We start from the raw sequence: 13,256 nt of genomic DNA on the forward strand, positions 1-13,256 counted from the left end.
TATCCCTATTCGTTAGGCCGCAGAGCGGCCTTCTCCATCAGTCTGATCAGCCAGGTACTTGTCCGGATTGTTCAGCACAACAATTGTGGGGGTTCGGTCTGCGGGCCACTCGCATTTACCGGCGGGGACATGGTCCACACCGCCGGCATTCCAGGGATGACAGCGCACCAGACGCTTGGCCGCCAGCCAGCTTCCCTTCACGGCGCCATGGACCGTGATCGCCTCAAGGGCATAGGCCGAGCAGCTGGGGAAAAAGCGGCAAACCTGGCCGTACAGCGGTGAGATCACCTTGCGGTACGCCAGGAGTAACAGGATGAGGATATTGCGGGGCAAGTTCCAGACTGCCCGGCCCAACCATACTGCTGGGGATTTTGCAGGAGGGACGACGGCGGCAGTTAAGTTACGCACGCGGGGTCCCTTCCTGTGTTGTCTCGTTAGAAACTGAAGAAGCAGCCTTCGGAAGGCGGCTGCCCAGCCGTTTCATGTTGCTTTCCAAAGCGGCGTCATAGTCTGATCGCAACTGGCCGAAGCTGGCACCCGCCGCGGCGGGCAGGGCCCGGACCACGATCGCGAACCCGCTGCCGTACTGCTGCAACGACAAGGCACCGACTTCTCTCAGTCTCCTCTTAACGAGATTCCTGACAACAGCGTTCCCAACACTCTTGGAAACAATGAATCCGATCCGGCTTGGTTCATCGGCAGCGAGGGCTGCCGTATATAACACTACGTTCCGGCGTCCATTGCGGACACCGGAACGTACAGTTGTAGAAAAATCGGTTGATGTCCTCAGACGGTTGCGGGTGGCCAGCACCTTTAAACTCGCACAGGGATGTGGACCGACGAGTCAGTTATTTAGGCCGACAGCTCGGTGCGACCCTTGCCACGACGGGCTGCCAGGATGGCACGGCCGGCACGGGTACGCATACGAAGGCGGAAGCCGTGCTTCTTGGCTCGACGGCGGTTATTCGGCTGAAAAGTCCGCTTGCTCACGTTAGTTACTCCAGTGGGATCAAAGGTGCGCCCACCCGATCAAGGGGAAGAACTGGTCGACGCTAAGTTTTGTATGTGCAGCTTCCCTCGACTCGCAAGACGCTGGGCGTCGGGAGAGAAACAAAAGAGGCGAAAAGCGTACACATGGGACTTCACAACGTTAGGGCTTGCCGCCCTCCCGAGTCAAACCGGGGGTCGCGCCGCGGGCTTTCCACAGTTGTGGCTAACTCCCGTTCCAGCCTGTGGATGAAGTGGGTCACGCGCCCCGATTTCGAACTACAACGGTGTGATTATCCACAGGACACAACCCAGCTATCTTCTGGCGTTTTCATCCCCTAGAGTGTCTCAGTAGCCGATTATCCACGGGCTGTGCATAACCCTGTGGATTAAGCCGGAGCCAGCGCACTGGTTCGGGACTTGTGGCTGCAGGTAATGCAGGCAAGCAAGTTTGAGGAACTGATTGATGACAGTAGACGAAGCCAACCAAGCCAACACTGTCGGAAGTTCCTGGCGCCGGGTCGTAAGCCTGCTGGAGAACGATCACCGTGTTTCACCCCGGCAGCGTGGCTTCGTCATCCTCGCCCAGGCCCAAGGTCTGATCGGGTCCACCCTGCTGGTGGCCGTACCGAATGAGCTCACCCGCGAGGTTCTCCAGACGCAGGTGAAGGAAGCCCTCGACGACGCCCTCCGGAGCGTGTTCTCCGACGAAATCCGTTGCGCGATCGACGTCGACACCGATCTGGTGCCGCTCCACACGGAACCGGAACCCGCCGTCGAGCTGTCCCTGGCGGCCGATCCGTCAGTGGAACTGAAGCCGCAGCCGATGCTGCCAAGCACCTCCCACGAATTTGGCCGGCTGAATCCGAAGTATGTCTTCGACACCTTCGTCATCGGTTCCTCCAACCGCTTCGCCCACGCCGCGGCTGTCGCCGTGGCCGAAGCACCGGCCAAGGCCTACAACCCGCTGTTCATCTACGGTGACTCCGGACTCGGCAAGACCCACCTGCTCCATGCGATCGGCCACTATGCCCGCCGGCTCTACAGCGGGATCCGGGTCCGGTACGTGAACTCCGAAGAATTCACTAATGACTTCATCAACTCCATCCGTGACGATGAAGGCACCAGCTTCAAGACCACGTACCGCAACGTGGACGTCCTGCTGATCGATGACATCCAGTTCCTCGCCGGCAAGGACCGGACCCTGGAGGAGTTCTTCCACACCTTCAACGCGCTGCACAACAACAACAAGCAGGTGGTCATCACCTCCGACCAGCCACCCAAGCTGCTCGCCGGCTTCGAGGACCGGATGAAGTCGCGGTTCGAGTGGGGCCTGCTGACTGACATCCAGCCGCCGGAACTCGAGACCCGGATCGCGATCCTCCGGAAGAAGGCCCTGAGCGAGGGCCTGTCCGCCCCGGACGATGCCCTGGAGTACATCGCTTCGAAGATCTCCAGCAACATCCGCGAACTTGAGGGCGCACTGATCCGCGTCACGGCCTTCGCCAGCCTCAACCGCCAGCCGGTCGACGTGGCCCTGGCCGAGATGGTCCTCAAGGACCTCATCACCGATGACGGGGCCCAGGAGATCACCTCCGCGCAGATCCTCACGCAGACCGCGGACTACTTCAAGCTCAGCATGGAAGAACTCTGCAGCAAGTCCCGGACCAGGACTCTGGTGACCGCCCGGCAGATCGCGATGTACCTGTGCCGGGAGCTCACGGACATGTCCCTCCCCAAGATCGGGCAGGAGCTCGGCGGCCGCGACCACACCACGGTCATCCACGCGGACCGCAAGATCCGTGAGCTGATGGCCGAGCGCCGAGTGATCTACAACCAGGTGACCGAGCTGACCAACCGGATCAAGCAGCAGCAGCGCAATTCCTGAACTGATTCCCGACCTGACCAGACGCGCACTCTTACCTTATTAACAGGTGCCTGTGGACAAGCCTGTGGATAGTTAAGGGGACAACTGCGGTTAATGGGCTTAAAACCCTTAAGGCGCCTGTGGATCAGCGGAACGAGTAAAAATGTTATCCCCATCCACACCCTGTTTAAAACCTGCTCCGCCCACAGTCCATGAACAGGGCTTAACCGCGGAATCGCGCCGCCAAACAGGGTTATCCACAGTATCCACAGCAGTTATTAACACTACTAATCCCTAGAAAATGAAATTCCCTCAAATAACAACTTCCGTCCGCACCCCGCACACAGCCCAGGCCCGTCCCGGACCCGGTCCGGAAACCGGCACCGGGCCGGGCCGGCCGAACCACACGGATGTAACCCGGGGATGGGAGAATCACACTTCTTGCGGCTAAGCTGTCTGCAGTGTGTCCGTCGTGGACATCTTTTGTGATTCCTTGCCGGGCCCATGGCCCGGCCACCAGCGATGACAGCAGCAATGAAAGGCGGCACCCTTCCGTGAAGTTCAGAGTCGAGCGGGACGTCCTGGCAGAAGCCGTGACCTGGGCCGCCCGGTCGTTGTCTCCGCGGCCGCCAGTACCCGTACTTTCCGGCCTGCTCCTCAAGGCTGAAGCCGGTACCGTCAGCCTTTCGAGCTTCGATTACGAGACTTCCGCCAGGCTCGAAATCGCCGCTGACATCACCACCGAAGGCACGATCCTCGTCTCCGGACGCCTGCTTGCCGACATCTGCCGCAGCCTGCCCTCAGCACCGGTCGAGATTCAGACCGACGGAAACAAAGTCACCCTCAGCTGCCGTCGAAGCAGCTTCCACCTGGCCACCATGCCGGAAGCCGAATACCCGCCCCTGCCCGCCCTGCCCCCGATCAGCGGCACCGTCCCGGGCGACTCGTTCGCCCAGGCTGTCTCCCAGGTGATCATCGCGGCGAGCAAGGACGATACCCTCCCCATCCTCACCGGCGTGCGGATGGAGATCGAGGACGATCTCATCACCCTGCTGGCCACCGACCGCTACCGGCTGGCCATGCGGGAGGTCCCGTGGAAGCCCGTCACCCCGGGCATCTCCACCAGCGCGCTGGTCAAGGCCAAGACGCTCAACGAAGTAGCGAAGACCCTTGGCGGCAGCGGCGACATCAACCTTGCCCTCGCCGACGATGACAGCCGGCTGATCGGGTTCGAAAGCGGCGGCCGAACCACGACGTCGCTCCTGGTGGACGGGGACTACCCCAAGATCCGCTCACTCTTCCCGGAGTCCACCCCAATCCACGCGACCGTGCAGACCTCCGAACTGGTCGAAGCCGTGCGGCGCGTCTCCCTCGTGGCGGAACGCAACACTCCCGTCCGGCTCGCCTTCACCCAAGGCCAGCTGCACCTCGACGCCGGGACCGGCGAAGACGCGCAGGCCTCGGAAGAACTCGAAGCCCAGCTCACCGGTGACGACATCACCGTGGCTTTCAACCCGCATTACCTGATCGAGGGCCTGAGCGTCATCGAAACCAAGTTTGTGCGCTTCTCCTTCACCAGTGCGCCCAAGCCGGCCATGATCACGGCCCAGAAAGAGGCCGACGGCGAGGATCAGGGCGATTACCGCTACCTCGTCATGCCGGTCCGGCTGCCCAACTAGCTGGCAGCTGGTTCCGCCGTGATCCTCCGGAACGGCTAGACCCTCTGGCTGACGCCACCGCCCGAAACACCCCAGCGCAGAAAAGAGATCATCTAAGTGCACATCGGACTGATCGGTCTTGGAAAAATGGGTTTCAACATGCGCGAACGGCTGCGCAGGGGTGGAATCGACGTCACCGGTTTTGACCGCAACCCGGACGTCACCGACGTCGCCAGCGTGGACGAACTGATCGCCGCCGTGCCGGCCCCACGCTTGATCTGGGTGATGGTTCCCTCCGGCGAGATCACCGATGCCGTGATCACCGAACTTGGCAGCAAGCTCGATGCCGGCGACCTGGTGGTCGACGGCGGCAATTCCCGCTTCACCGAGGACCAGAAACACGGGGCGGCACTGGCGGAAAAGGACATCCGCTTTGCCGACTGCGGTGTTTCCGGCGGCGTCTGGGGCCTGCAGAACGGATACGGCCTGATGGCCGGCGGGGACGCCGCGGATATCGAACGTGCGATGCCCGTCTTCGACGCACTCCGTCCCGAGGGCGACCGCGCCGACAGCTTCGTGCACGTCGGCGCGGTCGGCGCCGGGCACTACGCCAAAATGGTCCATAACGGCATCGAATACGGGCTCATGCAGGCCTACGCCGAAGGGTACGAACTCCTAGCCGCCAAGGACATCGTCTCCGACCTGCCCGGCACATTCCGTGCCTGGCAGAAGGGAACCGTGGTCCGGTCCTGGCTGCTGGACCTCATGGTCAAGGCCCTCGATGAGGACCCCGGCCTGGAATCGATCGACGACTACGTCGAGGACTCCGGCGAGGGACGCTGGACGGTGGAAGAAGCAATCGCCAACGCCGTGCCGGCCCCGGCCATCACGGCGGCACTTTTTGCCCGGTTCTCCTCCCGTGAGGACAACTCCCCGGCGATGAAGATGGTTTCCGCGCTGCGTCACCAGTTCGGCGGGCATGCGACCCGTCCGGCCAAGTAGTCCTGCCCTGAAATCCTGAACCCGGCGTGTACCTAGAACAACTTTCGCTCACGGATTTCCGCAGTTACGCCCAGGTGGAGCTGAGCCTGGAGCCCGGCGTCACGGTGCTGGTCGGCTCAAACGGCATTGGCAAAACCAACCTGATGGAAGCCATTGGCTACCTGGCCACGCTCAGTTCCCACCGGGTCAGTTCCGATGCCCCGCTGCTGCGGTTCGGCACCGAACGGGCCATGATCCGCGCGAAACTGGTCCGCGGTGAGCAGTCCACCGTACTGGAACTGGAAATTAACAGCTCCCGCGCCAACCGCGCCCGGATCAACCGCAGCAATCCGGTGCGGGCGAGGGACATCCTGGGTATCTGCCAGACTGTCCTGTTCGCCCCGGAGGACCTCGCCCTGGTCAAGGGCGATCCGTCCAGCCGGCGACGATTCCTGGATGAGCTCCTGGTCAGTCTCATCCCTCGGCACTCGGCCACCCGCAGTGACTACGACCGGGTACTGAAGCAGCGCAACGCGCTGCTGAAATCCGCCCGCGCCGGGAAATTCAGTTCGGGGCATGAAGCTACCCTGGATGTCTGGGATCAGCACATGGCCCGGGCGGGAGCCGAGCTGCTGCATGCACGGCTCGAACTGGTGGAACGCCTCCGGCCGCACCTCAGGAACGCTTATGCCCAGCTCACCGACGGGTCCAAGGAAGCGGGTGCCGTTTACCGCTCAACGCTGCAGGGTGCCGTGGAAGACGACGGCGCGGTATCGGCCGCCGCTGCCGGAACCGCCGAGGATCTGCGGCTGCTTTCCGTCGACCAACTCAGCGAACGCTATGTCCAGGCCTTTGCATCGTCGCGGCGTAAGGAACTGGAACGTGGGATCTCCCTCGTAGGCCCGCACCGTGACGAGCTCGAACTGGTCCTGGGGGAGGCCCCCGCGAAGGGCTATGCCTCTCACGGTGAAACCTGGTCCATGTGCCTGTCGCTGCGGCTGGCCTCGTACTACGTGATGCTCGATGACGCCCGCACCGGCGGATCCGCTCCCATCCTGATCCTGGACGACGTTTTCGCCGAGCTTGACGTCCAGCGGCGGCGTAAACTGGCCGCTATAGTATCCGGCGCCGAGCAGGTGCTCGTGACTGCTGCCGTCGAGGAAGATATCCCATCGGAACTGGCAGGGCGGCGGGTGAAGGTAATCCCGGGAGGAATCGATGAGCGGGAAGATCGATGAATAAGGATACCGACGGCGGCCTGCAGCCGGGCCGCGATCCCGACGATATCGATGCTGCCCAGTCGGCCCTGAACAGGATGCGCGAGGCGGCCGCTTCCCGCGGCGAAATCCGGCGCAAGGCCCCTCCGCGCCCGGGCAGCACCCCGCAGAAGGCCGGCCGCAGTTCGGGCAGCACCCGCGGCTTCGGACAATTCCACGGCACCGGCCGGGACCCGATGGGGCTGGGCAAGGTGGTTGGCCGGCTCGTCGCGGAGCGCGGCTGGAGCTCACCGGTCGCCGTCGGCTCGGTGATGGCCGAGTGGGCAACACTCGTGGGCCCGGAGATTTCCGCCCATTGCACTCCGGAAAGCTTCACCGACACGACCCTCCACGTCCGCTGTGATTCCACCGCCTGGGCAACCCAACTGCGCCTGCTCAGCATGAGCCTGCTGGAGAAGTTCCGCACCGAACTCGGCGACGGCGTCGTGACCAAGATCCAGGTCCTCGGACCTGCGGCGCCGAGCTGGCGCAAGGGTGGCCGGACCGTCAACGGGCGCGGCCCGCGGGATACCTATGGATGATTCCGGATAACTTCCGTGGCTCCCGCCGCACCGGATCTGAAGCACTCCTTGCAAAACTATTGAAAAATCCGCAAACGGCGTGTAGGGCGCTCAGACGCACCGGAGTCGTATAGGCACCCGCATCCGGTGGTCCTGGAGCCTTGCAGGTATGGCCTGTGGCCTCCCAGCGGTACTTTCCTCCCCGTTTGGCCCTCAGGAATGCGGGATTCGCCCCTATAACACGGTAGAATCGGGGGTAGATAACTGGGCGCCGGTGAAACGTTGACTGAGTCCGTTTCCGACGCAATATCCGCGTGCGGTAGACGGATCCTCGAGCCAGCAGCACAACCGGTGTCCTCAGCGACGTGCCCGTTGGCAGTAGCTCTTTCCTTTCGGGAAGGGGCAACGGCTGGCCCTTAACGAAAAAAGAGGAGTCGAAAGCGCCTGTGGCTAACGACAATGCAGAGATCCCGGCAGTGGAACCAGTAGTGGCGGGAACGGCGGACACCCCGCCGGAAGCCGCAACTCCCCACGGCTACGGCGCCAGCGACATCACGGTGCTCGAAGGCCTGGAAGCTGTCCGGAAGCGTCCCGGCATGTACATCGGTTCCACGGGGCCGCGCGGTTTGCACCACCTGGTCTATGAAGTCGTGGACAACTCCGTGGACGAGGCTCTGGCCGGCTACTGCACCCACATCGAAATCGTGCTGCAGGCCGACGGCGGGGTCAAAGTGGTCGACAACGGCCGCGGCATTCCGGTTGACATGCACCCGACCGAGCACAAGCCCACCGTGGAGGTCGTTATGACCATCCTGCACGCGGGCGGCAAGTTCGGCGGCGGCGGCTACGCGGTGTCCGGCGGCCTGCACGGCGTCGGCATCTCCGTGGTCAACGCGCTCTCGAGCCGCGTCGACACCGAGGTCCGCCGGCAGGGCCACGTCTGGCGGATGTCCTTCGCTGACGGCGGCAAGCCGCAGGGCGGGCTGGTGCAGGGTGAAGAGACATCTGAAACCGGCACCACCCAGACTTTCTACCCGGATGCCGGCATCTTCGAATCCACGGATTTCGATTTCGAAACACTCCGCGCCCGGTTCCAGCAGATGGCCTTCCTGAATAAGGGGCTGCGGATCACGCTCACCGATGAGAGGCGCGCCGCGGAGGAACCGTCCGAGGACGGGGATCTGGACCTCGACGCCATTCCGACCGAAGGTGAAGTCCCGGCCGAGTTCCACACTGTCGTGTACCAGTACGACGACGGGCTGCTGGACTACGTGAAACACCTCAACTCCGGTAAAAAGGTCGATGTGGTCCACGAGGACGTCATCGCGTTCGAAACCGAGGACAAGGAACGGCACATCGCACTGGAAATGGCGATGCAGTGGACCAACGCGTATTCCGAGAGCGTCCACACCTACGCCAACACCATCAACACCCATGAGGGCGGCACCCACGAAGAGGGCTTCCGCGCCGCGATGACCTCGCTGATCAACCGCTATGCGCGGGAGAAGAGCATCATCAAGGAAAAAGATGACAACCTCACCGGTGATGACATCCGTGAAGGCCTCACGGCGGTGATCTCGGTCAAACTGGCCGAGCCGCAGTTCGAGGGCCAGACCAAGACCAAACTCGGCAACTCCGAGGTGAAGGGCTTCGTCCAGCGTGTCGTCACGGACGGACTGGGCGACTGGCTCGAACGCAACCCGGGTCCGGCCCGCGATGTCATCCGCAAGGCCATCTCGGCAGCCCAGGCACGGATGGCAGCGCGCAAGGCCCGCGACAACGCGCGCCGCAAGAGCCCGCTGGAATCGTTCGGTATGCCAGGCAAACTCTCCGACTGCTCTTCGAAGAACCCGGAGAAATGCGAGGTCTACATCGTGGAGGGCGACTCCGCCGGCGGTTCCGCTAAGCGCGGCCGCAACCCGGAAACCCAGGCCATCCTGCCGCTGCGCGGCAAGATCCTGAATGTGGAGCGGGCCCGGCTGGACAAAGCCCTGGGCAACGCCGAGGTCCAGTCCATGATTACCGCCTTCGGCACGGGGATCGGCGAGGACTTCGACCTGAGCAAACTGCGCTACCACAAGATCGTCCTCATGGCTGATGCCGACGTCGACGGCCAGCACATCACCACCCTGCTGATGACCCTGTTGTTCCGCTACATGCGTCCGCTGATCGAGAACGGCTACGTTTACCTCGCGCAGCCGCCGCTGTACCGGATCAAGTGGTCCAACGCCCCGCACGACTATGTCTACAGCGACCGGGAACGCGATGCACGGCTGGTGGCCGGACAGGCCGCCGGCCGTCGGATCCCCAAGGACAACGGCATCCAGCGGTACAAGGGTCTCGGTGAGATGGACTACACCGAACTGTGGGACACCACAATGGATCCGGATCACCGCACCCTGCTGCAAGTCACCATGGACGACGCCCTGGCCGCGGACCAGACCTTCTCCACCCTGATGGGCGAGGATGTCGAATCGCGCCGAAACTTCATCCAGCAAAACGCCAAGGACGTTCGGTTCCTCGATATCTAGCGGGCCCAAGGTCCTAAATATTCTCGAACCGATATATACCTGAAACGGAAAATACAGACTATGAGTGACGAAACACCAGAAGTTCCGGCCGGCCCGGCCGGTGTCGAGCCCGTTCTCGAGGGCACTGTCCTTGATACCGATGTGCTGACCGACCGCGTCGAACAAGTTGACCTGCAGACGGAAATGCAGCGTTCCTACCTTGACTACGCGATGGCCGTGATTGTGGGCCGTGCCCTTCCGGACGTCCGCGACGGACTCAAGCCGGTCCACCGCCGGGTGCTCTACGCGATGTTCGACGGCGGCTACCGCCCGGAGCGGTCGTTTAACAAGTGCGCCCGCGTGGTCGGCGAAGTTATGGGCCAGTACCACCCGCACGGTGATACCGCCATCTATGATGCGCTGGTCCGCCTGATCCAGGACTGGACCATGCGCTACCCGCTGGCGCTGGGCCAGGGCAACTTCGGCTCTCCCGGCAACGACGGCGCTGCCGCGCCGCGGTACACGGAAACGAAAATGGCCCCGCTGGCCATGGAGATGGTCCGCGACATCGACGAGGAAACTGTCGACTTCCAGGACAACTACGACGGCAAGAACCAGGAACCGACCATCCTGCCGGCGCGCTTCCCGAACCTTCTGGTCAATGGCTCCTCGGGCATCGCCGTCGGCATGGCCACCAATATCCCGCCGCACAACCTCCGCGAGGTCGCCGATGGCGTCCAGTGGTACCTGGCCAACCCGACCGCGAGCCGCGAGGAACTGCTCGAAGAGCTGATCGTCCGCATCAAGGGACCCGACTTCCCGACCGGGGCCACCATCCTGGGCCACAAGGGGATCGAGGACGCCTACCGCACGGGCCGCGGCTCGATCACCATGCGCGCCGTTGTCAATGTGGAGGAACTCCAGGGCCGCACCTGCCTGGTGGTCACGGAGCTGCCTTACCAGGCCAACCCGGACAACCTGGCGATCAAGATCGCGGAACTTGTCAAGGACGGCAAGATTTCCGGCATCGCCGACCTGCGGGACGAGACCTCCGGACGCACCGGCCAGCGCCTGGTCATCGTGCTCAAGCGCGACGCGGTAGCCAAGGTGGTGCTGAACAACCTCTACAAGCACACCCAGCTGCAGGACAACTTCGCAGCGAACATGCTCGCGATCGTCGACGGCGTCCCCCGCACCTTGAGCCTGGATGCGTTCATCCGACACTGGGTCACTCACCAGATGGACGTCATCGCCCGCCGGACCCGCTACCGCCTGCGCAAGGCCGAGGAAGAGGCGCACATCCTGCGTGCCCTCCTCAAGGCACTCGACGCGCTCGACGAAGTCATCGCGCTGATCCGGGCGTCGAACACCACCGAAGCTGCCCGCGACGGGCTGATGCAGCTCCTGGATATCGACGATCTCCAGGCACGGGCCATCCTGGACATGCAGCTGCGCCGCCTCGCGGCCCTGGAACGCCAGAAGATCCAGGACAAACACGCCGAACTCGAGGCCATGATCACCGAGTACAACTCGATCCTTGCTTCGGAAGAACGCCAGCGAGAGATCATCAGCACCGAGCTGGCCGAAATCGTGGCCAAACATGGGGATGACCGCCGCACCAAAGTTTTGATGGGCTTCGACGGCGACATGTCGATGGAGGACCTGATCCCCGAGGAGGAAATGGTCGTCACGATCACCCGCGGCGGCTACGTCAAGCGCACCCGCAGTGACAACTACCGCTCGCAGCAGCGAGGCGGCAAGGGCATCAAGGGCGCGCAGCTCCGCGGAGACGACGTCGTCGAGCACTTCTTCGTCACCACCACCCATCATTGGCTGCTGTTTTTCACCAACCTTGGCCGGGTGTACCGGGCGAAGGCCTACGAACTCGTGGAAGCCGGACGCGACGCCAAGGGCCAGCACGTCGCAAACCTGCTCGCATTCCAGCCGGACGAGCACATCGCCCAGGTGCTTGACCTGCGGGACTACCAGCAGTCGCCGTACCTGGTCCTGGCCACCAAACGCGGCCTGGTGAAGAAAACCCGCCTCGAGGACTACGACACCAACCGCTCCGCAGGCGTCATCGCGATCAACCTCCGCGACGGCGACGAGTTGGTCTCCGCCCAGCTGGTCTCCGAAACAGATGACATGATGCTCGTCTCCCGCATGGGCCAGTCGATCCGCTTCACCGCCACCGATGAGGCATTGCGCCCGATGGGCCGGGCAACGTCCGGTGTCACCGGAATGAAGTTCCGCGAGGATGACGAACTGCTGGCGGCCGATGTGGTCACGGACGGCTCCTTCGTGTTCATCGTCACCGAGGGCGGATACGCCAAGCGCACTGCCGTGGAGGAATACCGTCTCCAGGGCCGCGGCGGTCTCGGCATCAAGGTTGGAAAGTACCAGGAAGAGCGCGGCCACCTCGTGGGTGCCCTGATCGTGCAGGAAGAAGACGAGGTCCTGGTGGTCATGGAAGGCGGCAAGGTGGTCCGTTCCTCCGTGGCCGGAGTGCCGGCCAAGGGACGCGACACCATGGGTGTCATCTTCGCCAAGCCGGACAAGAACGACCGCATCATCGAGGTGGCGCGCAACAGCGAACGGGGCCTCGAAACCGAAGACGCGGACGCAGGCGAAGATGCAGACGACGCTGCCGAAAGTCAGGCTTCGGCGGCGGATGACGTAACGTTGGCTGAAAATAATGGATCACTTGATGGGTCCGCAGCGGAAGAATCAGCACCGGCCCCGGAGTCAGATGAGTCATCAGGCAATGCCGAGCTGGACGAAGACAACACCGGAGGTAACGAGTGAGTAATTCCGACTCATATCCCAAGCCGAACAGCGGCGTTCCCGGCGGAGTGCGGCAGCCTGCCGCCGCTCCGCGGGTAGGCGCGCCGTCCCGTCCCGAGCAGCGCCCGGGGGTGGCAGGTGGCCCCAATGGTTCCGCACAGCGCCCGCAGGTGCCCGGCCAGCGTCCTGCGACGCAGGGACGCCCGGTCGCTCCCGGGCAGCGCCCGGCCACCCCCGGGCAACGCCCGGAACAGAACCGTCCGGGCCAGAACACTTCAGGGCTGATTAAGCCGGCCCCCAAGGCCAAGGTCCGCCGTGCCCGCCTGCTGGTGAGCAAGGTGGATCCCTGGTCCGTGCTGAAGATGGCCTTCCTGCTTTCGGTAGCGCTGGGCATCGTGACCGTTGTGGCCGCGATTGTGCTCTGGACGGTGCTGGACCTGACCGGAATCTTCGACCAGGTCGACGGTCTGCTCGGCACCCTGGCAGGCTCCGAGGGCGGCGGCTTCGAATTGAAGAAGGTCGCCTCGCTGGGACAGGTGGCATCCTTTGCCACGATCATCGCCGTCATCAACGTCGTCCTGCTGACGGCGCTCTCGATGCTTTCGGCCGTGCTCTACAACATCTCGGCCACCCTGGTTGGCGGCATCGGCGTCACCCTCACGGACGACTAAAACCCATAGTTTTCCCGGATT

At 63.2% G+C, this 13,256-nt stretch carries 11 protein-coding genes; 8 read left to right on the plus strand and 3 right to left on the minus strand.

Annotated elements, in window-relative coordinates:
- Positions 1-12: 12 nt before the first annotated feature.
- The 3 genes from yidD to rpmH are packed head-to-tail and all read right to left on the minus strand — an operon-like array spanning position 13 to position 990.
- On the minus strand, positions 13-408 hold the full coding sequence (gene yidD, locus ABIB29_RS07410; RefSeq protein WP_354171451.1) for a membrane protein insertion efficiency factor YidD: 396 nt from the start codon (positions 406-408) through the stop codon (positions 13-15).
- A complete protein-coding gene (gene rnpA, locus ABIB29_RS07415) occupies positions 401-811 on the minus strand; it encodes a ribonuclease P protein component (RefSeq protein WP_354171453.1) in 411 nt (136 codons plus the stop codon). The genes yidD and rnpA overlap by 8 nt, the downstream gene beginning before the upstream one ends.
- Before the next feature lie 41 nt (positions 812-852).
- Entirely contained in the window at positions 853-990 is a 138-nt protein-coding gene (rpmH, locus tag ABIB29_RS07420) for a 50S ribosomal protein L34 (RefSeq protein ID WP_003800212.1), read from the minus strand.
- Positions 991-1,453: 463 nt separating this feature from the next.
- On the opposite strand from rpmH, the gene dnaA reads away from it, so the two are divergent.
- The 8 genes from dnaA to ABIB29_RS07460 all read left to right on the plus strand — a co-directional run bounded on the left by dnaA (position 1,454) and on the right by ABIB29_RS07460 (position 13,235).
- Positions 1,454-2,875, plus strand: a complete 1,422-nt coding sequence (gene dnaA / locus ABIB29_RS07425) for a chromosomal replication initiator protein DnaA (RefSeq protein ID WP_307457158.1) — start codon at positions 1,454-1,456, stop codon at positions 2,873-2,875.
- A gap of 533 nt (positions 2,876-3,408) precedes the next feature.
- Positions 3,409-4,533, plus strand: a complete 1,125-nt coding sequence (gene dnaN, locus ABIB29_RS07430; RefSeq protein ID WP_354171455.1) for a DNA polymerase III subunit beta — start codon at positions 3,409-3,411, stop codon at positions 4,531-4,533.
- 96 nt (positions 4,534-4,629) lie between these two features.
- Positions 4,630-5,514: a phosphogluconate dehydrogenase (NAD(+)-dependent, decarboxylating) gene (gene gnd / locus ABIB29_RS07435; RefSeq protein ID WP_354171456.1), complete on the plus strand. Its 885-nt coding sequence runs from the start codon at positions 4,630-4,632 to the stop codon at positions 5,512-5,514.
- A 26-nt stretch (positions 5,515-5,540) separates the two neighbouring features.
- Complete coding sequence (gene recF, locus ABIB29_RS07440) at positions 5,541-6,731, plus strand: DNA replication/repair protein RecF (RefSeq protein ID WP_354171458.1); 1,191 nt, start codon at positions 5,541-5,543, stop codon at positions 6,729-6,731.
- The gene (locus ABIB29_RS07445; protein ID WP_354171460.1) at positions 6,728-7,291 is read left to right on the plus strand and encodes a DciA family protein; all 564 of its coding nucleotides are present in this window, start codon (positions 6,728-6,730) and stop codon (positions 7,289-7,291) included. Before recF ends, ABIB29_RS07445 begins: the two co-directional genes overlap by 4 nt.
- A 425-nt stretch (positions 7,292-7,716) precedes the next feature.
- Complete coding sequence (gene gyrB, locus ABIB29_RS07450; RefSeq protein WP_354171461.1) at positions 7,717-9,801, plus strand: DNA topoisomerase (ATP-hydrolyzing) subunit B; 2,085 nt, start codon at positions 7,717-7,719, stop codon at positions 9,799-9,801.
- A 60-nt stretch (positions 9,802-9,861) separates the two neighbouring features.
- Positions 9,862-12,585 carry a DNA gyrase subunit A gene (gene gyrA / locus ABIB29_RS07455; RefSeq protein WP_354171463.1) on the plus strand — a complete coding sequence of 908 codons (2,724 nt, stop codon included), beginning with the start codon at positions 9,862-9,864 and terminating at the stop codon, positions 12,583-12,585.
- Complete coding sequence (locus ABIB29_RS07460) at positions 12,582-13,235, plus strand: DUF3566 domain-containing protein (RefSeq protein ID WP_354171465.1); 654 nt, start codon at positions 12,582-12,584, stop codon at positions 13,233-13,235. The genes gyrA and ABIB29_RS07460 overlap by 4 nt, the downstream gene beginning before the upstream one ends.
- The last annotated feature ends 21 nt before the right edge of the window (positions 13,236-13,256 follow it).

Origin of the sequence: Arthrobacter sp. UYEF36, assembly GCF_040547025.1 — a bacterium.
Taxonomy (GTDB): Bacteria; Actinomycetota; Actinomycetes; order Actinomycetales; family Micrococcaceae; genus Arthrobacter.